Origin of the sequence: Pseudomonas sp. MIL19 (assembly GCF_028680365.1) — a bacterium.
Classification (GTDB): Bacteria; Pseudomonadota; Gammaproteobacteria; order Pseudomonadales; family Pseudomonadaceae; genus Aquipseudomonas; species Aquipseudomonas spirodelae.
Genome location: NZ_JAPPVG010000014.1, coordinates 62,009 through 84,045 on the forward strand (window position 1 = coordinate 62,009; position 22,037 = coordinate 84,045).

At 60.0% G+C, this 22,037-nt stretch carries 18 protein-coding genes; 13 read left to right on the top strand and 5 right to left on the bottom strand.

Going from position 1 to position 22,037, the window contains the following annotated elements:
• Nucleotides 1-17 precede the first annotated feature (17 nt).
• The 5 genes from N1078_RS11625 (at nt 18) to rluB (ending at nt 4,416) form a co-directional block, all read left to right on the top strand.
• Nucleotides 18-1,232 carry a tryptophan--tRNA ligase gene (locus N1078_RS11625; RefSeq protein WP_411912028.1) on the top strand — a complete coding sequence of 405 codons (1,215 nt, stop codon included), beginning with the start codon at nt 18-20 and terminating at the stop codon, nt 1,230-1,232.
• A gap of 149 nt (nt 1,233-1,381) precedes the next feature.
• On the top strand, nt 1,382-2,080 hold the full coding sequence (locus N1078_RS11630; protein WP_167376732.1) for a segregation and condensation protein A: 699 nt from the start codon (nt 1,382-1,384) through the stop codon (nt 2,078-2,080).
• Nucleotides 2,081-2,082: 2 nt separating this feature from the next.
• On the top strand, nt 2,083-2,874 hold the full coding sequence (gene scpB, locus N1078_RS11635) for an SMC-Scp complex subunit ScpB (protein ID WP_274088342.1): 792 nt from the start codon (nt 2,083-2,085) through the stop codon (nt 2,872-2,874).
• Nucleotides 2,875-2,916: 42 nt separating this feature from the next.
• Nucleotides 2,917-3,096 (top strand): DUF1289 domain-containing protein, encoded by a 180-nt coding sequence (locus N1078_RS11640; protein WP_443218111.1) that lies wholly within the window; start codon nt 2,917-2,919, stop codon nt 3,094-3,096.
• Nucleotides 3,097-3,228: 132 nt separating this feature from the next.
• Nucleotides 3,229-4,416: a 23S rRNA pseudouridine(2605) synthase RluB gene (rluB, locus tag N1078_RS11645; RefSeq protein WP_274088343.1), complete on the top strand. Its 1,188-nt coding sequence runs from the start codon at nt 3,229-3,231 to the stop codon at nt 4,414-4,416.
• Between the two features lie 132 nt (nt 4,417-4,548).
• Here the strand turns inward: rluB and N1078_RS11650 are convergent, their stop codons facing one another.
• The 5 genes from N1078_RS11650 to N1078_RS11670 all read right to left on the bottom strand — a co-directional run bounded on the left by N1078_RS11650 (nt 4,549) and on the right by N1078_RS11670 (nt 9,412).
• Nucleotides 4,549-5,475: a GGDEF domain-containing protein gene (locus N1078_RS11650; RefSeq protein WP_274088344.1), complete on the bottom strand. Its 927-nt coding sequence runs from the start codon at nt 5,473-5,475 to the stop codon at nt 4,549-4,551.
• A gap of 217 nt (nt 5,476-5,692) precedes the next feature.
• On the bottom strand, nt 5,693-6,433 hold the full coding sequence (locus tag N1078_RS11655) for a YciK family oxidoreductase (protein WP_274088345.1): 741 nt from the start codon (nt 6,431-6,433) through the stop codon (nt 5,693-5,695).
• 58 nt (nt 6,434-6,491) lie between these two features.
• Nucleotides 6,492-7,163 carry an N-acetylmuramic acid 6-phosphate phosphatase MupP gene (gene mupP / locus N1078_RS11660; RefSeq protein ID WP_274088346.1) on the bottom strand — a complete coding sequence of 224 codons (672 nt, stop codon included), beginning with the start codon at nt 7,161-7,163 and terminating at the stop codon, nt 6,492-6,494.
• A 5-nt stretch (nt 7,164-7,168) separates the two neighbouring features.
• Nucleotides 7,169-7,867 carry a bifunctional 2-polyprenyl-6-hydroxyphenol methylase/3-demethylubiquinol 3-O-methyltransferase UbiG gene (gene ubiG, locus N1078_RS11665; protein ID WP_274088347.1) on the bottom strand — a complete coding sequence of 233 codons (699 nt, stop codon included), beginning with the start codon at nt 7,865-7,867 and terminating at the stop codon, nt 7,169-7,171.
• 225 nt (nt 7,868-8,092) lie between these two features.
• Nucleotides 8,093-9,412: a TRZ/ATZ family hydrolase gene (locus N1078_RS11670; protein WP_274088348.1), complete on the bottom strand. Its 1,320-nt coding sequence runs from the start codon at nt 9,410-9,412 to the stop codon at nt 8,093-8,095.
• 124 nt (nt 9,413-9,536) lie between these two features.
• Between N1078_RS11670 and mtnA the strand changes: the two genes are divergently transcribed.
• From mtnA to rpsA, 8 genes are all read left to right on the top strand, one after another.
• Complete coding sequence (mtnA, locus tag N1078_RS11675) at nt 9,537-10,613, top strand: S-methyl-5-thioribose-1-phosphate isomerase (RefSeq protein WP_274088349.1); 1,077 nt, start codon at nt 9,537-9,539, stop codon at nt 10,611-10,613.
• Between the two features lie 270 nt (nt 10,614-10,883).
• Nucleotides 10,884-13,652, top strand: coding sequence for a DNA gyrase subunit A (gyrA, locus tag N1078_RS11680; protein WP_274088350.1), 2,769 nt, complete (start codon nt 10,884-10,886; stop codon nt 13,650-13,652).
• Between the two features lie 91 nt (nt 13,653-13,743).
• Nucleotides 13,744-14,829 (top strand): 3-phosphoserine/phosphohydroxythreonine transaminase, encoded by a 1,086-nt coding sequence (gene serC, locus N1078_RS11685; protein ID WP_274088351.1) that lies wholly within the window; start codon nt 13,744-13,746, stop codon nt 14,827-14,829.
• Nucleotides 14,829-15,935: a prephenate dehydratase gene (gene pheA, locus N1078_RS11690; RefSeq protein WP_274088352.1), complete on the top strand. Its 1,107-nt coding sequence runs from the start codon at nt 14,829-14,831 to the stop codon at nt 15,933-15,935. Before serC ends, pheA begins: the two co-directional genes overlap by 1 nt.
• A gap of 91 nt (nt 15,936-16,026) precedes the next feature.
• A complete protein-coding gene (hisC, locus tag N1078_RS11695; protein ID WP_274088353.1) occupies nt 16,027-17,133 on the top strand; it encodes a histidinol-phosphate transaminase in 1,107 nt (368 codons plus the stop codon).
• Nucleotides 17,130-19,385, top strand: a complete 2,256-nt coding sequence (locus N1078_RS11700) for a bifunctional prephenate dehydrogenase/3-phosphoshikimate 1-carboxyvinyltransferase (protein WP_274088354.1) — start codon at nt 17,130-17,132, stop codon at nt 19,383-19,385. Before hisC ends, N1078_RS11700 begins: the two co-directional genes overlap by 4 nt.
• Entirely contained in the window at nt 19,382-20,068 is a 687-nt protein-coding gene (cmk, locus tag N1078_RS11705; protein ID WP_274088355.1) for a (d)CMP kinase, read from the top strand. The genes N1078_RS11700 and cmk overlap by 4 nt, the downstream gene beginning before the upstream one ends.
• Before the next feature lie 152 nt (nt 20,069-20,220).
• The gene (rpsA, locus tag N1078_RS11710; RefSeq protein ID WP_274088356.1) at nt 20,221-21,915 is read left to right on the top strand and encodes a 30S ribosomal protein S1; all 1,695 of its coding nucleotides are present in this window, start codon (nt 20,221-20,223) and stop codon (nt 21,913-21,915) included.
• Nucleotides 21,916-22,037 lie beyond the last annotated feature (122 nt).

Here is a 22,037-nt window from a genome sequence, read left to right on the forward strand (position 1 = left end):
TTTACAGGTAACCCGTTTTGAGTCTTGCTGACGCCGAACGTCGCGTGTTCTCTGGCATGCGCCCGAGTGGTTTGTTGCACCTGGGGCATTACCAGGGGGTGCTGAAGAACTGGATCAAGCTGCAACACAGCTATGAATGCTTCTTCTGCATTGTTGATCTGCATGCATTAACCACTGATTACGATGATGTCGGCCCCTTGTCCCAGCGGGTCATGGACATGGCTGTGGATTGGTTGGCTGCCGGCGTGAGCCCCAGTTCCGCGACGCTGTTTATTCAGTCGCAAGTCCCCGAGCATGCCGAGCTGCACCTGCTGCTGTCGATGATCTGCCCGCTCAGCTGGCTGGAGCGCGTGCCGTCCTATAAAGAACAGCAAGAACAGTTGCACGGCAAAGACCTCAGCACCTTCGGGTTTCTCGGTTATCCCTTGCTGCAAGCGGCCGACATTCTGCTGTACCGCGCTGGTGTGGTGCCGGTGGGCAGTGATCAGCTGGCGCATATCGAATTTGCCCGTGATGTGGCGCGGCGCTTCAACCATTTGTATGGCCGTGAGCAGGGCTTTGAGGAAAAGGCCGAAGCCGCGATCATCAAGCTCGGCAAGAAGACGGCCAAGCTCTACAACAGCCTGCGCAAGGCTTATCAGGAGCAAGGTGATGGTGAGGCGCTGGAAACCGCCCGCGCCCTACTCAAAGATCAGCAAAGCATTACCCTGGGTGATAAAGAACGCCTGTATGGCTACCTGGAAGGCGGCGGCAAGATTCTTCTGGCTGAACCGCAGGCCTTGCTGGGCGAGTCGCCCAAGTTGCTCGGGCTGGATGGCAGCAAAATGTCCAAGTCCAACAACAATGCAATCTTCCTGCGCGACACTGCACCGGCGATCGAGGAAAAAATCCGCCGTATGCCGACCGATCCGGCGCGGGTGCATCGGGATGATCCCGGCAACCCGGCCAATTGTCCGGTGTGGTCGTTGCACCAGCTCTACTCCAATACGCCAACCTGCGAATGGGTCCAGCAGGGTTGCCGCAGCGCCGGTATCGGTTGCCTGGAATGTAAAGCACCGTTGATTGAAGCGGTGCAGCTTGAGTTGCAGCCGCTGCAGGCGCGGGCGGACGACTATCAGGACAGCCCTGATCTGGTTCGGCAGATTCTTGCCGATGGCGCCGAACGTGCACGCTCAGAAGCACGGGAAACCCTTAGCGAAGTCCGCCTGGCCCTTGGCCTGAATTACCGCTGAACCTACTGTCGAGAATGACCATGTCCAGCGTGCCGCCCGAGGAACACCCCGATAGCCAGGCCAATGCCCAGCAGGAGCTGCCATTTGCCTTGGTGTATGGCCAGGCGGTCACTGAAATGCCGCTGGATCTGTACATTCCGCCGGATGCCCTGGAGGTGTTTCTCGAAGCCTTCGAGGGCCCGTTGGACCTGCTGCTGTATTTGATCCGCAAGCAAAACATCGACGTGCTGGATATCCCGGTGGCGGAAATCACCCGCCAGTACATGGGGTATGTCGAGCTGATGCAGTCGGTGCGTCTGGAGCTAGCAGCCGAGTACTTGGTGATGGCCGCCATGCTCGCCGAGATCAAATCACGCATGCTGTTGCCGCGCTCCAGTGAAATTGAGGCCGAGGAAGACGACCCGCGTGCCGAGTTGATCCGCCGTTTGCAGGAATACGAGCGTTACAAGGCGGCGGCAGAGGGTATCGACGGGCTTAGCCGGGTTGGCCGTGACCTGACTGTGCCGCGCCTGGATGCGCCCGAGGCGCGGGCGCGCAAGTTGTTGCCGGATGTCAGCCTGGAAGAGGTGTTGCTGTCGATGGCCGAGGTGTTGCGCCGCGCCGACATGTTTGAAAGTCATCAAATCACCCGCGAAACGCTGTCGACCCGCGAGCGCATGAGCGATGTGCTTGAACGGCTTAAAGGTGGTGCTTTCGTGCCGTTTGTCAGCCTGTTTAGTGCTGAAGAGGGCAAGCTCGGCGTGGTGGTGACTTTTATGGCCGTGCTGGAGTTGATCAAGGAATCCCTGGTCGAACTGGTGCAAAACGAGGCTTTTGGGCCAATCCATGTGCGCGCACGGGCGGAATAAGCATGAACCTTAACGAACCGCGTGAACTGGCCAGCCTGCTCGAAGCCTTTCTTTTGGCGTCCGGCAAACCGCAATCCTTGGAGCGTTTGTTCGAGCTGTTTGAAGAAGCCGAGCGGCCGCAATCGAGCGTATTCAAGAAGGCTTTGGCGCACCTGGGTAAATCCTGTGAAGGGCGGGCTTTTGAGCTGGTTGAAGTGGCGACGGGTTATCGCCTGCAAGTGCGCGAGAAGTACGCGCCTTGGGTCGGCCGGCTGTGGGAGGAGCGGCCGCAGCGTTACTCGCGTGCCATGCTCGAAACCCTGGCGCTGATCGCCTATCGCCAGCCGATCACCCGCGGTGAGATCGAAGACGTACGCGGCGTGGCGGTCAACAGCCATATCGTCAAAACCCTGCTGGAGCGCGAGTGGATCCGTGTGGTGGGCCACCGCGATGTGCCGGGTAAACCGGCGATGTTCGCCACCACCAAGGCTTTTCTCGATCACTTCAACCTGAAAAGCCTCGACGAACTACCGCCATTGGCCGCCTTGCGTGAGCTGGAGCCTGAGCCCGTGTTGGCCTTTGAGGATGACCCTGAGGCCCCGCAAAGCCTGCAGGCACGTGCCGATTTGGCCTTGGCTGATGAGCCGGCAGTGGAAGCCAGCCAGGAAACCAGCTTCAGCAGCCTGCTGGCTGAACTCGACTCGATGGAACAGGGTCTGAAGACCGACTTCGACGATTTAGCCGAGCAGGACGATGCGCATGAAGAGACCGATGAATCCCACGAAATCCTGGATAAAGAACAGTTACCTGACTGAGGTCTGCGGGTCGACTGGCGCGCCGCTGGCGGTATTGGCCCGGTGAAAGACCCCTGCATCAAGCTGTGTAAGTTCGAGCGTGATACCTGCCGTGGTTGCGGGCGCACTAAAGCCGAGATCAAAGCGTGGAAGAAGCTCGGCAAAGTGGCTCAGCGTGCTGTTTTGGCTGAGGCTGATATGCGCTTGCTGAGCCTGGCAGCCGTGAGGCGCAAGAAACGCTGACGGCCACCGATCAGATCGCGCACCTCAACCCGTGCGTAAGCGCCGCGTTTCGCGTATGCTCCGCGCCCCTTCGACGAATAGGCCCAGCCTAGATCGTCCGAATCACTAGCGATAACACCGGGAGGTGCCCAGATGAGTGAAATCGAAGAATACAGCCCCGCAGGCGAAAAACTACAGAAAGTCATGGCGCGTATGGGCCTGGCTTCACGCCGCGAAATTGAAGCCTGGATCAGTGCTGGCCGCGTCAAGGTCAATGGCGCCGTCGCCAACCTCGGCGTGCGTGTCGACCTGCATGACGCGATTGCCGTCGATGGCAAAGTGATCCGCCGCGAAGAAGCCGCCGAAAGCGTGCGCCGCGTGATCATCTACAACAAACCCGAAGGCGAGATCTGCACCCGTGACGACCCAGAAGGCCGTCCGACCGTGTTTGACCGTCTGCCACGGCCGAAAGATGGCCGCTGGATCAACATCGGTCGCCTCGACATCAACACCACTGGCTTGCTGATGTTCACCACCGATGGTGAACTGGCTAACCGCTTGATGCACCCGTCTTATCAGATGGACCGCGAATACGCCGTACGTGTGCGTGGCGAAGTCGACGAAGAGATGATCGAGCGCCTGAAAGCAGGCGTGATGCTTGAAGATGGCCCGGCCAAGTTCACTGACATCAAAGAAGCCCCCGGCGGCGAAGGTTTCAACCACTGGTACCACTGCGTGGTAATGGAAGGTCGCAACCGTGAAGTGCGCCGGCTGTGGGAGTCTCAGGGGTTGGTGGTCAGCCGTCTGAAGCGTGTGCGTTTCGGTCCGGTATTTATCACCTCGGACCTGACCATGGGGCGCTGGCGCGAAATGAGCCAACGCGAAGTGGATATCCTCAGCGAAGAGGTCGGCCTCAAGTCGGTGGCGTTGCCGGACATGAAGGAAAAAGCCCGCGACAAGATCGACCGTCTGCAGCGTAAATCGGCCAAACCGGTGGGGCGTGCTGCGCGTCCAGAGCGGACTCTGCGCCCAGCCCATGGCGGCGGCCCGGCAGCGGGCAGTGATCAGGGGCGTTCGCGTCCTGCGCGTGGCGAAGGTGCTGAGCGTGGCGAGCGTCCGGCGCGCACACCGCGTGATGATCAAAGCAAAGGCACTCCAGTTGCCGAGCGCCCGCGTGACGTCAACAACAAGCGTCCGGCCAAGCCGGGTGCGCAACGCCCAGGCGTTGAGTTGGCCGATCGTCCAGCGCGCAAGCCTGCTGGTGCGCCGGTTAAGCGTCGCAGCCAGCCGAGCCGTGAAGGTCAGCGCCCAGGCTTCGGTCGCGGTCCAAAGCCGGAGTAATTCGCGCGAGCGGATATGAAAAAGGCGACCTTCGGGTCGCCTTTTTTATGGTCTGTCAGCCAGGATGGTCATCCTATGAGTCGTCGCTGGGCGGCGTTAGGCCTGTGTCCCGTCATTTTCTGGTCGTTGTGTTTAACCGGCCATCGACAGGCGGTTGCGGCCATCGCGTTTGGAAACAAACAGTGCGTTGTCGGCGCGGCGCAACAGGCTGTCCATCGACTCGCCTGGCAGCAGGGTGGCGCAGCCGAGGCTGACTGACAGCTCGATGGATTGGTTCTCGACCAGGTACTGGATGCCCATTACGGCCATGCGCAGGCGTTCGCCGACCATCGAGGCGGCTTCGCGGCTGGTGCTGGAGAGCAGCACCATAAATTCTTCACCGCCGTAGCGGAACACCATGTCGACATTGCGCAGGCTGTCTTTCAGGGCGTTGGCCACGGCTTTGAGTGCCTGATCGCCGACGATGTGTCCGTGGTCATCGTTAACGCGCTTGAAGTGATCGATGTCGACCATCAGCACCGACAGTGGCTGCAACGTGCGACGGGCAATGTCCACTTCGCGCTTGAGTGCCTGTTCCATGGCGATGCGGTTGCCGGTTTCGGTCAGCGGGTCGCGTAATGCACTTTGCACGGCGGCGCGGTAGAGCAAGGCGTTGCGCAGCGGAAACAGCAGGCTGGCCAGCAGTGATTCGAGTTGGCCCAACTCATCTTCACTGAAGCGCTGGTTGCGCCGGAAGGTCAGCTCGCCGAGGTATTCGCCTTCATGGTTCAGGCGGTAGCCGGCCGAGTGGTTGGCGCGCTCGCCCAAGTCCAAGCGCAGGTCGCAGGACGCCAACTGGTAGCTCAGGGTGCCAAGGGGAACCAAGCGCTGCACTTCGCTGAAGAACAGTTCGAGAATACGCTCGACTTCCAGGGAGGTTTGCAGGCGCAGGCTTAATTGCTGGCGCAGTTGCGCGAGGCTAACCGGCTTAAGGGTTTTCTGCAGGCGAGTGGCATAGCCAAGACGCTGTAATTTGGCAGCATCGAAATCGATGGTGTTGGACTGATTGTGCGGGGCCATGAAGCTCTACCTCTAGCGCTGTTCGCGACGACTAGTGGCTATAGAGCGAATTCCGTGCCAATCCCAGTTTTGCAATAAAAGGGCTTTTATTTCAATGGGTTATTGGTTGGTAGTGGCGGGATGCGGCAAGGGTTTGCCGGTAAATTGGCAAGGCTGATGGCAATTTGCTGCCAGTTAAATGGAAGCCCGCCGGAAAACCGGCGGGCGGTGCTGGGGTTTATTGCGCGTCAAAGGCCTGGCCGTTGACGCCTGCGCTGTCCGGCCCCATCAGGTACAAGTAGACCGGCATGATCGCTTCTGGCGGCGGGTTGTTCGCCGGGTTTTCCGCCGGGTAGGCCTGGGCACGCATATTGGTGCGGGTGGCGCCGGGGTTAATGCTGTTGGCGCGCACGTGGCTGACGCCATCGACCTCATCGGCCAGTACCTGCATCAAGCCCTCGGTGGCGAACTTCGACACGGCGTAAGCGCCCCAGTAAGCGCGGCCTTTGCGCCCGACACTGCTGGAGGTGAATGCCACCGAGGCGTCCTGCGAGAGTTTTAGCAATGGCAGCAGGGTGCTGGTGAGCATAAACATGGCGTTGACGTTGACCTGCATAACGCGCATGAAATTATCGCCGGAGAGTTGCTCCAGCGGCGTGCGCGGGCCGATGATCGAGGCGTTGTGCAGCAGGCCGTCGAGCTTGCCGAATTCCGCCTCAATCATCGCGGCCAGTTCGTCGTATTGGTGCGGTAGGGCGGTTTCCAGGTTAAACGGGATCACCGCCGCCTGAGGGTGGCCGGCGGCTTCGATGGCGTCGTAAACCTGGCTGAGGTTTGCTTCGGTTTTGCCCAGCAGCAGCACCGTTGCGCCGTGTGCGGCAAAGGTTTTGGCGGCGGTAGCGCCAATGCCACGGCCGGCGCCGGTCACTAGGATCACACGGCCCTTGAGCAGGTCGGGGCGGGCGGAGTAGTCAAACATCAATAAAACCTCATTTCTTTAGGGGCGGGCGGCTTCGGCGCGCGCCCGCGAGCAGTCTTCAGCAGCTGCACAGTGCTCGGTCGAGTACGGCGCGCAATTCCAGCGGATGATCAACCACCACATCGGCGCCCCAGTTGCGGGGGTTGTCCTGCGGGTGGATATAGCCGTAGGTCACGGCGGCGGTCTTGCAGCCTGCAGCGCGACCGGCTTCGATGTCGCGCTCGTCATCACCGACAAACAGGGTGGCGGCCGGTTCTACGCCCATTTGGGTGCAGGCCAGTAGGATCATCTCCGGGTCAGGCTTGCTGCGGCTGACGTGGTCTGGGCAAACCAGTGCTGCTGAGCGCAGCGCCAGACCCAGTTGCTGCATGATCGGCTCGGCGTAGCGCACCGGTTTGTTGGTGGCCACGCCCCAGACCAGCTTGGCCTGTTCGATATCATCAAGCAGTTCAGCCATGCCCTCGAACGGTTGCGTCAGGACCGCGCAATGCTCTTGGTAGCGCTCGAGAAACTCCAGGCGCAGCGCCTCGAAGCCTTCGGCTTCGGGATCCATGGCGAAGTTGGCGGCCACCATGGCGCGTGCGCCGCCGGAGACCTGGTCGCGAATCAGCTTGTCGGCAATCGCGGGCAGGCCACGCTCACTGCGCATGGCCTGGCAGATGGCAATAAAGTCCGGGGCGCTGTCGAGTAGGGTGCCGTCCATGTCGAATAGAACTGCTCGTAAACGCATGCCGATCATTCCTCGCGCAGGGTTTGGATCATGTAGTTGACGTCAACGTCGGCTTCCAGCTTGTAGCGTTTGCTCAGCGGGTTGTAGGTCAGGCCGATGATGTCTTTAACCTGCAGGCCGGCGTCACGGCTCCAGGCGCCCAGTTCGGAGGGGCGGATGAACTTCTTGAAGTCGTGGGTGCCGCGCGGCAGCAGCTTCATGATGTATTCGGCGCCGATGATGGCGAACAGGTACGCCTTGGGGTTGCGGTTTATGGTGGAGAAGAACACCTGGCCGCCGGGCTTGACCATGCGGTAGCAGGCGCGGATCACTGAGGCTGGGTCAGGCACGTGCTCAAGCATTTCCAGGCAGGTGACCACATCGAATTGCTCGGGCATCTCTTCGGCTAGGGCTTCGGCGGTGATCTGCCGGTACTCAACGCTGACGCCGGATTCCAGCTGGTGCAGTTGGGCCACGGCCAGGGGGGCTTCACCCATGTCGATACCGGTGACGGTCGCGCCGCGTTGGGCCATGGATTCGCTAAGGATGCCGCCCCCGCAGCCGACATCCAGGACCTTCTTGCCGGCCAGGCCGACGCGCTCGTCGATCCAGTTGACGCGCAGCGGGTTGATGTCATGCAGGGGTTTGAATTCGCTCTCGCGGTCCCACCAGCGGTGGGCAAGGGCTTCGAATTTGGCGATTTCGGCGTGGTCGACGTTGCTCATATAAATCCCTACAAATCAGGCTGCGGCGAGAGTGGGAGCGCAAGGTGCTCATGGTGCCAGTTTCGCCGGGTGGAGTGGCTGCCACTTGGGCGACCAATGTATGTCAGTTTGTCGCAGTGTTTGCTGTTGATCGGTGTTGGTGGGAGGGGCTTTAGCCGCGACAGACCGGGTCAGGTGACGACTTATCGCGGCTAAAGCCCCTCCCGCAAGCCCTACAGGGCTGCGCTATCGCTGGGCGATTTTCGCCCCCCAGGCGCGGGCGTTGGCGCTGATGCGTTGTTCGTCCATGCGCGTCAGTTGGCCAGCATCCAGCAGGTGTTTGCCGCCGACCCACAGGTGCTCGACGCAGGCGCGGCCGCCGGCATAGAGCAGCTGCGATACCGGGTCGTAGACCGGTTGCTGGGCCATGCCAGAGAGGTTGAATACTGCCATGTCGGCGGCCTTGCCCAGCTGCAGTGAGCCAATGTGCTCATCCAGGCCGAGGGCGCGCGCGCCATTGAGTGTGGCCATGCGCAGTGCGCGATGGGCATCCAGGGCGGTGGCCGAGCCAGCGACGGCCTTGGCCAGCAGGGCGGCGGTGCGGGTTTCGCCGAGTAAATCGAGATCGTTATTGCTGGCTGCGCCGTCGGTGCCGATGGCGACGTTAACCCCGGCTTGCCAGAGCTTTTCCACTGGGCAGAAGCCGCTGGCTAGCTTGAGATTGGATTCCGGGCAATGGATCACGTTGGTATTGCTGTGCACCAGCAGGGCGAGGTCATCATCGTCGATCTGGGTCATGTGCACGGCCTGGAAGCGCGGGCCGAGCAGCCCTAGGCGAGCCAGGCGGGCAAGGGGGCGTTCGCCGCGTTGTTCCAGGCTTTGCTGCACTTCAAAAGCGGTTTCGTGCACGTGCATGTGGATGCCGGCGTCCAACTCGGCAGCCAGCATGCAGATGTTTTCCAGCTTGTCGTCGCTCACGGTGTAGGGCGCGTGCGGGCCAAAGGCGACTTTAATCCGTGGATGGTGCTTGAGATCGCCGAACAGGCTCAGGCCCTTGCGCAGCGCCTCGTCAGCGTCGCGCGCGCCGGGGATGGGGAAGTCCAGCACGGGAATGGTGATTTGCGCGCGGATACCGCTGCTGTGCACCAGTTGGCTGGCGGTTTCCGGGAAAAAGTACATGTCAGAGAAGCAGCTGATGCCGCCCTTGAGCTGTTCGGCAATCGCCAGCTCGGTGCCATCCTGTACGAACTGCTCGTTGACCCATTTGGCCTCTGCCGGCCAGATGTGCTGCTCCAGCCAGGTCATCAGCGGCAAGTCATCGGCCAGGCCGCGAAACAGGGTCATCGCTGCATGCCCGTGGGCGTTGACCAGCCCTGGGGTAAGCAGGCGGTCCGGCAGTTCAAGTACGCGCAGTGCGCTGTGCTTGAGGGCTTCGGCGCGTGGTGCGATCAGTGCAATGCGGCCGTCACGAATGCCCAGGCCGTGGTTTGCCAGCACCACGCCGGCGGGTTCGACCGGGACCAGCCAGGTAGGCAGGAGCAGAAGGTCGAGCGGGGCTTGGGGCATGTTGGCGCTTCCGGCAGTCATTAGAGCAGCGAGTTTATAGGGGAACGCCCTGGGCTTGAAGCGGCTGCCGCCGATCTGGCGCGCTGTGCGTATAATGGCCGGCTTTTTTCGGTGGAGGTGTGTGATGCGCGAGCAATTGCTAGCGGCAGAGAAGGTCAAGGCCATTGAGTGGCGTGACGGTGTTCTGCATCTGCTCGATCAGCGCGCGTTGCCCTTCGAGGAAACCTGGCTCAGCTACCACGCGGCCGCGGACGTGGCTGAGGCGATCCGTAGCATGGTGGTGCGTGGCGCGCCGGCGATCGGCATCAGTGCGGCCTATGCGATTGTTCTGGCGCTGCGCGCGCGCTTGCAGGCCGGAGGCGAATGGCGTGCTGCGCTGGACGCGGATTTTCAGCTATTGGCCGACTCGCGGCCGACGGCAGTTAATCTGTTTTGGGCGCTCAAGTGCATGCGTGATCGACTTTATCGGCTTAAAAGCACGGATGATCCGCTGGCCTTGCTTGAGGCTTGCGCCGTGGGTATTCACCAGGGTGATCGCGAAGCCAACCTGACCATGGCCGAGCTGGGGGTTGATTTGATTCGCCGCCACCAGGGCAATCAGCAGAATCTACTGACCCACTGCAACGCCGGGGCGCTGGCCACCGGTGGCTTTGGCACGGCGTTGGGGGTGATTCGTGCGGCCTTCCACGATGGCTTGCTGGAGCGCGTGTATGCCGACGAAACCCGCCCCTGGCTGCAAGGCTCGCGCCTGACGGCTTGGGAGCTGGCTGCGGACGGTATTCCGGTGACGGTGAATGCCGACTCGGCCGCTGCGCACTTGATGAAGACCCGCGGTATTACCTGGGTCATCGTTGGGGCGGATCGCATCGCCGCCAATGGCGACGTGGCCAACAAGATCGGCACCTACCAGTTGGCCGTCAATGCCATGCACCACGGCGTACGCTTTATGGTGGTGGCGCCCAGCTCGACCATCGATATGGCCACCGAGCATGGCGACGACATCGTGCTGGAAGAGCGTGATGCCAGTGAGTTGCTGGCGTTGGGTGGCAAGCGTGTTGCCGGTGAAATAGACGCGCTCAATCCGGTGTTCGATGTCACTCCGGCCGATCTGATCGACTTTATCGTCACCGAAAAGGGTGTGGTGGATCGTCCGGATGCGGAAAAAATGGCGCAATTGATGTGCCGCAAGCGGCTGCATTGAGTTTTGCTTATTCCGCGCATCGCCGGCGCTGAAGTTTTCGGCGGTCTGCTAATCGGCAGGCTGGCGCTGGGGATAGGTGCGTCGCGGCGATTGTGGTAAGCTCCGGCGGTTTTCGGGGGCGCTCCTTATGGGCCTCTCACCTGCGCAGATACATGGCATAACTTATTGATTTGTCGTGAGTCGCTATAAGCCTCAAGGCTCGGCGACAGACTCCACACCACTCAGGACGAGCGGCGCGGAGTTTCACCAGAAAAAGGAACAAGGCTACTCATGGGCGAACTGGCCAAAGAAATCCTCCCGGTCAATATTGAAGACGAACTCAAGCAGTCCTACCTCGACTACGCGATGAGCGTAATTGTCGGGCGCGCACTGCCGGATGCACGCGATGGCTTGAAGCCCGTGCACCGCCGTGTGCTGTTTGCCATGAGTGAGTTGGGTAACGACTGGAACAAGGCATATAAGAAGTCCGCCCGTGTGGTCGGTGACGTAATCGGTAAGTATCACCCGCACGGTGATACCGCGGTGTACGACACCATCGTACGGATGGCGCAGCCATTCTCCCTGCGCTACCTGCTGGTCGATGGTCAGGGCAACTTCGGTTCGGTGGATGGCGATAACGCCGCCGCCATGCGTTACACCGAAGTACGCATGACCAAGCTGGCCCATGAGCTGCTGGCTGACTTGCACAAAGAAACCGTGGATTGGGTGCCGAACTACGACGGCACCGAAATGATCCCGGCGGTGATGCCGACCAAGGTGCCGAACCTGTTGGTCAACGGCTCCAGCGGCATTGCCGTGGGCATGGCCACCAATATTCCTCCGCACAACCTCACGGAAGTGATCAACGGCTGTCTGGCCTTGATCGACAACGGCGAGCTGACGGTCGATGAACTGATGCAGTACATCCCTGGCCCGGACTTCCCAACGGCGGCGATCATCAACGGTCGCGCCGGCATTATCGAGGCGTATCGCACTGGCCGTGGCCGCATCTACATGCGTGCTCGGGCGATTATCGAAGACATCGATAAAGTCGGTGGCCGCCAGCAGATCATCGTCAGCGAGCTGCCGTATCAGCTGAACAAGGCGCGCTTGATCGAGAAGATCGCCGAGCTGGTTAAAGAGAAGAAGCTCGAAGGCATCACTGAGCTGCGCGATGAGTCTGACAAAGACGGTATGCGCATCGTCATCGAGCTGCGTCGTGGCGAAGTACCGGAAGTGGTGCTGAACAACCTCTACGCCCAAACCCAGATGCAGTGCGTGTTCGGCATCAACGTGGTGGCGTTGATCGACGGCCAGCCGAAGGTCCTTAATCTCAAGGACATGCTCGAAGCCTTTATTCTGCACCGCCGTGAAGTGGTCACCCGCCGCACCGTATTCGAGCTGCGCAAGGCCCGTGAGCGTGGCCATATCCTTGAAGGCCAGGCGGTGGCGCTGTCCAACATCGACCCGGTTATCGCCCTGATCAAAGCCTCGCCGACCCCGGCCGAAGCCAAAATCGCGCTGATTGCCACGCCCTGGGAATCCAGTGCGGTGGAAACCATGGTCGAGCGCGCCGGTGCCGACGCCTGCCGCCCGGACGATCTTGATCCGCAATACGGCCTGCGTGACGGCAAGTACTTCCTTTCGCCGGAACAGGCCCAGGCCATCCTTGAGCTGCGTTTACACCGCCTGACCGGTCTTGAGCATGAAAAACTGCTGGCCGAGTACCAGGAAATTCTCACCCAGATCGGCGAGCTGATCCGCATCCTCACCAGCTCCGTGCGCCTGATGGAAGTGATCCGCGAAGAACTGGAAGCAATCAAGGCCGAGTTCGGCGACGCCCGTCGTACCGAGATTCTCGACAATCGTCTGGATCTGAGCCTGGCTGACCTGATCACCGAAGAAGAGCGTGTGGTCACCATCTCTCACACCGGTTATGCCAAGTCGCAACCGTTGACCGCCTACCAGGCCCAGCGTCGCGGCGGTAAAGGTAAATCGGCAACCGGGATCAAGGATGAGGACTACATCGAGCATCTGCTGGTCGCCAATAGCCACGCCACGCTGTTGCTGTTCTCCAGCAAGGGTAAGGTGTACTGGCTGAAGACCTACGAAATTCCGGAAGCCTCGCGCGCCGCCCGTGGTCGTCCGCTGGTCAACCTATTGCCGCTGGACGAAGGCGAGCGCATCACCGCCATGCTGCAGGTCGATCTGGAAGCGCTGCGTCAGCAAGCGCCAGAAGGCGATGAAGCAGACGACATCGAAGGTGTGCTGGTTGAGGCCGAAGAAGTCGAAGAGCTGGCCGAAGGCGATGACGCCGACGATGAAACCCCGGATGAGCCGACCGGTGCCTACATCTTTATGGCCACGGCCAAAGGCACCGTGAAGAAAACCCCGCTGGTGCAGTTCAGCCGTCCGCGTAGTTCGGGCTTGATCGCCCTCAAATTGGATGAAGATGACACCCTGATCTCCGCTGCCGTGACTGACGGTGCGCGCGAGGTGATGATGTTCTCCGACGGCGGCAAGGTGATTCGCTTCAAAGAAAGCAAAGTGCGCACCATGGGCCGTACCGCGCGCGGTGTGCGCGGTATGCGCCTGCCGGAAGGGCAGGAGATTATCTCCATGCTGATTCCGGAAGCAGGTGCGCAGATTTTGACGGCCTCCGAGCGCGGTTACGGCAAGCGCACGGCAATGGAAGAGTTCCCGCGTCGTGGGCGTGGTGGTCAGGGCGTGATCGCCATGGTCAGCAACGAGCGTAACGGCAAGCTGGTGGGTGCGGTGCAGGTGCTTGAAGGTGAAGAAATCATGCTGATTTCTGACCAAGGCACGCTGGTGCGTACTCGCGTCAGTGAGGTCTCCAGCCTTGGCCGTAACACCCAGGGCGTGACCCTGATCAAGCTGGCCAAGGATGAAACCCTGGTGGGCCTTGAGCGTGTGCAGGAGCCTTCGGCGGAAGACGACGAAGAGCTGCTGGACGGTGAAGAGGCTGTTGAAGGCGTGGTCGAGGATGCAAATGCTGCACCTGAGGCCGCTGCTGACGAAAGCCCAATCAGCGAAGAGTAATCGGTCAGGGCGGGTTTCCCCGCCCGTGACGGCGTAGGATTTGGCGGCTGGTTGATAGCCAGCCGCTCACCATTTTTGAGCGAGAGTGGATGTGAGCAAGCGAGCCTTTAACTTCTGCGCCGGCCCAGCCGCGCTTCCTGAAGCTGTTCTGCAGCGCGCCCAAGCGGAACTCCTCGACTGGCAAGGCAAAGGCCTGTCGGTGATGGAGATGAGTCACCGCAGTGAGGAATTCACCGCCATCGCGGAAAAGGCCGAGCAGGACCTGCGCGATCTGATGGCCATTCCGTCCGACTACAAGGTGCTGTTCCTGCAGGGTGGTGCCAGCCAGCAGTTTGCTGAAATTCCGCTTAACCTGCTGCCCGAAGACGGCGTCGCCGACTACATCGACACCGGTATCTGGTCGAAGAAAAGCATCGAAGAAGCCAGCCGCTACGGCAACATCAATGTCGCGGCCAGCGCCAAGGCTTATGACTACTTCGCCATTCCTGGGCAGAACGACTGGCAGCTGTCGAAAGACGCCGCCTACTTGCACTACGCCAGCAACGAAACCATCGGTGGCCTGCAGTTCGACTGGGTTCCTGAGGTCGGTGACGTGCCGCTGGTCGCGGATATGTCCTCTGACATCCTCTCGCGGCCGATCGATGTGTCGAAATTCGGCCTGATCTACGCCGGCGCGCAGAAAAACATCGGCCCCAGCGGCCTGGTGGTAACCATCGTGCGTGAAGATCTGCTTGGCCGTGCCCGCAGCGTCTGCCCGACCATGCTCAACTACAAAGTCGCCGCCGATAACGGCTCGATGTACAACACCCCGGCGACCTTCTCCTGGTACCTGTCCGGCCTGGTGTTCGAGTGGCTGAAAGAGCAGGGCGGCGTAGCCGCTATGGAGCGCATCAACCGCGCCAAGAAAGACCTGCTGTACAAGGCCATCGATACCAGTGATTTCTACAGCAACCCGATTGCCGTAAATGCCCGCTCGTGGATGAACGTGCCGTTCCGCCTGGCTGACGAGAAGCTCGATAAGGCCTTCCTCGCCGGTGCCGATGCCCGTGGCTTGCTCAACCTCAAGGGCCACCGTTCGGTCGGCGGCATGCGCGCCTCCATCTATAACGCGGTGGGCCTGGATGCTGTAGAGGCGCTGGTCGCTTACATGGCTGAGTTCGAAAAGGAGCACGGCTGATGACCGATCAGGTGTCTGAGCAGGAGTTGCAGGCCCTGCGCCTGCGCATCGATAACCTCGATGAAAAAATTCTCGCGCTGATCAGTGATCGCGCCAGCTGCGCCGAAGAAGTCGCGCGGGTCAAAATGAAGGCCCTGCCAGAGGGCGAGAAGCCGGTGTTCTACCGCCCGGAGCGTGAAGCTCAGGTGCTCAAACGCATCATGGAGCGCAATAAAGGCCCGTTGGGTAACGAAGAAATGGCGCGGTTGTTCCGCGAAATCATGTCTTCCTGCCTGGCGCTGGAGAACCCGCTCAAAGTCGCTTACCTCGGCCCAGAGGGTACTTTCTCGCAAGCGGCGGCGATGAAGCACTTTGGTCACGCAGTGATCAGCGTGCCGATGGCGGCGATTGACGAAGTCTTCCGTGAAGTCGCTGCCGGTGCGGTGAATTTCGGCGTGGTACCGGTGGAGAACTCCACCGAAGGCGCGATCAACCACACGCTCGACAGCTTCCTTGAGCACGACATGGTCATCTGTGGCGAAGTCGAGCTGCGTATTCACCACCATCTGCTGGTCGGTGAAACCACCAAAACCGACAAAATCACCCGTATCTATTCCCATGCTCAGTCGCTGGCGCAGTGCCGCAAGTGGCTGGACGCGCATTATCCCAACGTTGAGCGCGTGGCCGTATCGAGCAATGCCGATGCTGCTAAGCGAGTGAAAAGCGAGTGGAACAGCGCGGCGATTGCCGGCGATATGGCGGCAAGCCTGTACGGTCTAAGCAAAATTGCCGAGAAGATTGAGGACCGCCCGGACAACTCCACGCGCTTCTTGATCATTGGTAGCCAGGAAGTGCCGCCGACCGGTGACGACAAGACCTCGGTGATTATTTCCATGAGCAACAAGCCGGGCGCGCTGCATGAGTTGCTGGTGCCGTTCCACAACAACGGCATCGACCTGACGCGCATCGAAACCCGCCCGTCGCGCAGCGGCAAGTGGACCTACGTGTTCTTTATCGACTTCGTCGGCCATCACCGCGACCCGTTGATCAAGGACGTGTTGGAAAAGATCAATCAGGAAGCCGTGGCGCTCAAGGTCCTTGGTTCCTACCCCAAAGCGGTACTTTAAAACTGCTGCGGCAGGTCTCGGGTTTCAAGCTACACGCGCATCGACGCCGGGCTGTACTTGGGGCTTGCGGCTTTAAGCGTGAGGCTTTGTTATGACCGATTTCCTCGCCTTGGCCCAGCCAGGCGTTCAGCAGTTGTCGCCCTATGTGCCAGGCAAGCCGGTGGATGAGCTGGCCCGTGAGTTGGATCTGGACCCGGCCAGCATCGTCAAGTTGGCAAGTAACGAAAACCCACTCGGCCCTAGCCCTAAAGTGCTGGAGGCGATCCGCGCTGAGTTGGCTGAGCTGACCCGTTACCCCGATGGCAACGGCTTCGAGCTGAAAAGCCGTCTGGCTGCGCGCTGCGCTGTGCAGGTTAATCAGGTCACTCTGGGTAACGGCTCCAACGACATTCTCGACCTGGTCGCACGTGCCTACCTGGCGCCGGGTCTGAATGCGGTGTTCAGTCAATACGCCTTTGCCGTCTACCCGATTGCCACCCAGGCTGTTGGCGCGCATGGCAAAGTGGTGCCGGCGCAAGACTACGGCCACGACCTTGAGGCCATGCTCGCCGCGATTGATGAAAACACCCGTGTGGTGTTTATCGCCAACCCAAACAACCCAACCGGCACCTGGTTCGGCCCCGATGCGCTGGAGCGTTTTCTCGCTCGCGTGCCCAGTAATGTGCTGGTGGTGCTGGATGAGGCTTATATCGAGTATGCCGAGGGTGATGAGCTGCCAGACGGCCTCAAGTACCTGGCACGTTATGAGAACCTGCTGGTCTCGCGCACCTTCTCTAAGGCCTATGGCCTTGCGGCGCTGCGTGTTGGCTACGCGCTCAGCTCGGCGCAGATAGCCGATGTGCTCAATCGTGTGCGTCAGCCATTCAACGTCAACAGCCTGGCTTTGGCCGCCGCCTGTGCGGCGCTGGATGATGGCGATTATTTGACGCAAAGCCGTCAGCTCAATGATGCCGGCATGGCGCAGCTGGAAGCTGGCTTGCGCGAGTTGGGGCTGAGCTGGATACCGTCAAAAGGTAATTTTATTGCCGTGGATTTTGCTCGTGACACGGCGGCGATCAATCAGGCGCTGCTACGCGCGGGCGTCATCGTGCGACCAGTGGCCGGTTATGGCATGCCGAACTTCTTGCGGGTATCGATTGGTTTGCCCGCGGAGAACGCCCGCTTCCTTGAGGCGCTGGCTGAGGTGTTGCGCGCGTGAGCGATTTAAACGCGGCTGACACGGCACTGCCATCTGCTGCGCCTAAGCTTGGGCGCCTAGTAGTTATCGGCCTGGGGTTGATTGGTGGCTCCTTTGCCAAGGGCCTGCGCGAGCGCGGCCTGTTCAGTGAGGTGGTGGGGGTCGATTTGGATCCCGAGTCGCAGCGTATGGCAGTCGACTTGGGTGTTGTTGATCGTTGTGAAACCGACCTGGCGGCGGCTTGTCAGGGTGCGGCGGTGATTCAGCTGGCCGTACCGATTTTGGCCATGGAGAAGCTCCTGAGTGAGCTGGCGAAGCTTGACCTGGGCGCTACGGTGCTGACCGATGTTGGCAGTGCCAAGGGCAATGTAGTGCGCGCTGCACGCCTGGCTTTTGCGGGTCGGCCTGTGCGCTTTGTGCCGGGCCATCCGATAGCCGGCTCCGAGCAAAGTGGTGTGGAGGCCGCCAATGTTGAGTTGTTTCGTCGGCATAAGGTGATCCTGACGCCCAGCGAGCAGAGTGATGCGGCCGCGTTGGCGTTGGTCGATGGCTTGTGGCGCGAGCTCGGCGCGGATGTCGAGCATATGGAAGTCGAGCATCATGATCAGGTGCTCGCTGCGACCAGTCACCTGCCGCACCTGCTGGCCTTTACGCTGGTGGACTCGCTGGCCAAGCGCAGTGAGAACCTGGAGATTTTTCGTTACGCTGCCGGTGGTTTTCGCGACTTCACGCGCATTGCCGGCAGTGATCCAGTCATGTGGCATGACATCTTTCTCGCCAATCGCGAGGCGGTGCTGCGCACGCTGGACGTATTTCGCGACGACCTCGACGCCTTGCGCGACGCGGTTGACGCTGGGGACGGGCACCAATTGCTGGGCGTATTTACGCGCGCCCGCGTGGCCCGTGAGCATTTCGGCAAAATTCTCGCCCGTAGGGCCTATGTGGACGCTATGCACTCGAACGATCTGATTTTTCTGGCTAACCCTGGCGGCAAACTCTCTGGGCGAATTCGTGTGCCGGGTGATAAATCCATCTCGCACCGCTCGATCATGCTCGGTTCACTGGCTGAAGGGGTGACTGAGGTTGAGGGCTTCCTTGAGGGTGAGGATGCGCTGGCAACCATTCAGGCGTTCCGTGATATGGGCGTGGTCATCGAAGGGCCGCACCATGGCCGCGTCACCGTGCACGGTGTTGGTTTGCATGGCTTGAAGGCGCCGCCTGGGCCGATATACCTGGGTAACTCGGGCACCTCGATGCGCTTGCTGGCGGGCCTGCTGGCGGCGCAGCCCTTCGATACCACCCTGACCGGTGATGCCTCGCTGTCCAAGCGCCCGATGAATCGCGTGGCCAAGCCATTACGTGCCATGGGTGCGATTATTGAAACCGGGCCTGAGGGGCGTCCGCCGCTGACGATTCGTGCGGGGGCGCGCCTGGGCGGCATGACCTATGAAATGCCGATGGCCAGTGCGCAAGTCAAATCCTGCATGTTGTTGGCGGGTTTGTATGCGGCGGGTTCGACCACGGTGATCGAGCCGGCGCCGACCCGTGACCATACCGAGCGCATGCTGCGCGGCTTCGGCTATCCGGTAATGGTTGAAGGTAATACTGCAACTGTGGAGTCCGGCCACAAGCTCACCGCGACCCATATTGAAGTGCCGGCAGATATCTCTTCGGCCGCGTTCTTCCTAGTGGCCGGCAGCATCGCCGAAGACTCCGAGCTGGTGCTTGAGCATGTTGGGATCAACCCGACCCGTACCGGGGTCATCGATATCCTCAAATTGATGGGCGGCGACATTACCCTGGAAAACCAGCGTGAAGTCGGCGGCGAGCCGGTGGCAGACATTCGTGTACGCAGCGCCAAGCTCAAGGGTATTGATATTCCGGAAGACTTGGTGCCGCTGGCCATCGATGAATTCCCGGTGCTGTTTGTTGCTGCCGCGGTGGCCGAAGGGCGGACTGTGCTGCGTGGCGCTGAAGAACTACGCGTCAAAGAGTCTGACCGTATTCAGGTTATGGCTGATGGTTTGGCGGCGCTTGGCGTCAAGGTTGAGCCTACCTCGGATGGCATCATTATCGACGGCGGCAGCATCGGTGGTGGTGAGGTCTGGGCGCACGGTGATCACCGTATCGCCATGTCGTTTAGCGTGGCGTCACTGCGCGCGACGGCACCAATCCGCATTCACGACTGCGCTAACGTGGCCACCTCGTTCCCTAACTTCCTGGCGCTGTCGGCCCAGGTGGGTATCCGTGTCGTCGAGGAGGGTAAGGCATGATCGTCGCACCGGTTATCACCATCGATGGACCGAGCGGTTCTGGCAAAGGTACGGTTGCTGGCTTGTTGGCTAAGAAGTTGGGCTGGAATCTACTGGATTCGGGCGCGCTCTACCGTTTGCTGGCATTCGCAGCGGGCAATCACGGCGTCGACCTGACCAATGAAGAAGCCATGAAGCTGCTTGCCGCTCATCTGGATGTGCAATTTATTGCTGCCGGTGATGGCCATGGTCAGCGCATTATTCTTGAAGGCGATGAGGTCACCGACCTGATTCGTAATGAGCAAGTCGGTGCCGGCGCGTCGCTGGTCGCCTCGTTGCCGGCTGTGCGTGATGCGCTGCTGCAACGCCAGCAAGCGTTTCAGGAGATGCCCGGGCTGATCGCCGATGGTCGCGACATGGGTACAGTGGTGTTTCCCGATGCGCCGCTAAAGGTTTTTCTCACCGCCAGCGCCGAGGAGCGTGCCCGGCGGCGCTACTTGCAGTTGAAGGCCAAAGGCGATGATGTTAATCTCGCGAGTCTTCTTGATGAGATTCAGGCGCGCGATGAGCGCGATACTCAGCGTGCAGTGGCCCCACTCAAGCCGGCGGCCGATGCCATTCAGCTGGATTCCACTGAACTCTCGATTGAACAAGTGCTTGAACGAATCCTCAGCGAAGTCGCCACTCGCGATCTCGCTGGATGACCAGAGCCACAGCTGCTTAAGCTGACCGGCTCGCCAAGGAAGCTTACGGGAACCCAGTCCTCGACCCGCTCGCTTCTTTTTATATAAACGTACCCACATTGTCTGGAGTGTGGTTTGGGCGGATTCCCTGCCCTGAATCAACAGGAATTAAAATGAGCGAAAGCTTTGCTGAACTGTTTGAAGAAAGCCTAAAAACCCTGAACCTTCAGGCTGGCTCGATCATCACCGCTATCATCGTCGACATCGATTACCAAGCTGGTTGGGTAACCGTTCACGCTGGTTTGAAGTCGGAAGGCCTCATCCCGCTGGAGCAGTTCCACAACGACGCTGGCGAGTTGACTATCAAGGTCGGTGACGAAGTTCACGTAGCGCTGGACGCGGTTGAAGATGGCTTTGGTGAAACCAAGCTGTCCCGTGAGAAAGCCAAGCGTGCCGAGTGCTGGATCGTTCTGGAAGCAGCTTTCGCCGCTGAGGAAGTGGTTACGGGCGTTATTAACGGTAAGGTTAAGGGCGGCTTCACTGTCGACGTTAACGGCATCCGTGCGTTCCTGCCAGGTTCCTTGGTCGATGTCCGTCCGGTGCGTGATACCACTCACCTGGAAGGCAAAGAACTCGAATTCAAAGTCATCAAGCTGGACCAGAAGCGCAACAACGTTGTCGTTTCCCGTCGCAGCGTCCTCGAAGCTGAGAACTCCGCAGAGCGCGAAGCACTGCTGGAATCCCTGCAGGAAGGTCAGCAAGTCAAAGGTATAGTCAAGAACCTCACCGACTACGGCGCGTTCGTGGATCTGGGTGGCGTCGACGGCCTGCTGCACATCACCGACATGGCTTGGAAGCGCATCAAGCATCCGTCGGAAATCGTCAACGTTGGCGATGAAATCGACGTTAAAATCCTCAAGTACGATCGCGAGCGCAACCGTGTTTCCCTCGGCCTTAAGCAGCTGGGCGAAGATCCATGGGTTGCCATCAAGGCGCGTTACCCGCAGGACACCCGTGTCACTGCGCGCGTAACCAACCTGACCGACTACGGCTGCTTCGCAGAGCTGGAAGAAGGCGTGGAAGGCCTGGTGCACGTATCCGAAATGGATTGGACCAACAAAAACATCCATCCTTCGAAAGTCGTTAACGTCGGCGACGAAGTGGAAGTTATGGTTCTGGATATCGACGAAGAGCGTCGTCGTATCTCCCTCGGCATCAAGCAGTGCAAAACTAACCCGTGGGAAGATTTCTCCGGTCAGTTCAACAAGGGCGACAAAATCTCCGGCACCATCAAGTCGATCACCGATTTCGGTATCTTCATTGGTCTGGATGGCGGCATCGACGGCCTCGTTCACCTGTCCGACATCTCCTGGAACGAAGTAGGCGAAGAAGCTGTACGCCGCTTCAAGAAGGGCGACGAGCTGGAAACCGTTATCCTCTCCGTTGATCCGGAGCGTGAGCGCATTTCCCTCGGCATCAAGCAGCTGGAAGAAGATCCGTTCTCCGACTACGTTGCTGTTAACGATAAAGGCACCATCGTGCGCGGTATCGTTAAAGAAGTTGACGCTAAGGGCGCAATCATCACCCTGGCTGAAGGCATCGAAGCCACACTGAAAGCCTCCGAAATCAGCCGTGACCGTGTTGAAGACGCGCGCAACGTTCTGAAAGAAGGCGAAGAAGTAGAAGCTAAGATCATCAGCGTTGACCGTAAGAGCCGCGTAATCAGCTTGTCGGTCAAGTCGAAAGACGTTGAAGACGAAAAAGAAGCAATCCAGAGCCTGCGCGACAAGCCAGCTACCTCTGACATTGCTGCGGGCCCGACCACCCTTGGTGATCTGCTCCGCGCACAAATGGAAAAGCAGAACTAAGTTCAGCTAATCCAGAAAAAGGGCGACTTCGGTCGCCCTTTTTTGTGGTGCGCCAGGCATGGCGCGTTGCGCGTAAGCGCAACCAGCTGGCTGTGGTGGCCACGCTGGTGACTTGGAGGTGA

Coding starts and splice junctions, on each gene's coding strand:
- scpB (WP_274088342.1), top strand. CDS start 2,083: ATGAACCTTAACGAACCGCGTGAACTGGCCAGCCTGCTCGAAGCCTTT.
- rluB (WP_274088343.1), top strand. CDS start 3,229: ATGAGTGAAATCGAAGAATACAGCCCCGCAGGCGAAAAACTACAGAAA.
- N1078_RS11650 (WP_274088344.1), bottom strand. CDS start 5,475: ATGGCCCCGCACAATCAGTCCAACACCATCGATTTCGATGCTGCCAAA.
- N1078_RS11655 (WP_274088345.1), bottom strand. CDS start 6,433: ATGTTTGACTACTCCGCCCGCCCCGACCTGCTCAAGGGCCGTGTGATC.
- mupP (WP_274088346.1), bottom strand. CDS start 7,163: ATGCGTTTACGAGCAGTTCTATTCGACATGGACGGCACCCTACTCGAC.
- ubiG (WP_274088347.1), bottom strand. CDS start 7,867: ATGAGCAACGTCGACCACGCCGAAATCGCCAAATTCGAAGCCCTTGCC.
- N1078_RS11670 (WP_274088348.1), bottom strand. CDS start 9,412: ATGCCCCAAGCCCCGCTCGACCTTCTGCTCCTGCCTACCTGGCTGGTC.
- mtnA (WP_274088349.1), top strand. CDS start 9,537: ATGCGCGAGCAATTGCTAGCGGCAGAGAAGGTCAAGGCCATTGAGTGG.
- gyrA (WP_274088350.1), top strand. CDS start 10,884: ATGGGCGAACTGGCCAAAGAAATCCTCCCGGTCAATATTGAAGACGAA.
- pheA (WP_274088352.1), top strand. CDS start 14,829: ATGACCGATCAGGTGTCTGAGCAGGAGTTGCAGGCCCTGCGCCTGCGC.
- hisC (WP_274088353.1), top strand. CDS start 16,027: ATGACCGATTTCCTCGCCTTGGCCCAGCCAGGCGTTCAGCAGTTGTCG.
- cmk (WP_274088355.1), top strand. CDS start 19,382: ATGATCGTCGCACCGGTTATCACCATCGATGGACCGAGCGGTTCTGGC.
- rpsA (WP_274088356.1), top strand. CDS start 20,221: ATGAGCGAAAGCTTTGCTGAACTGTTTGAAGAAAGCCTAAAAACCCTG.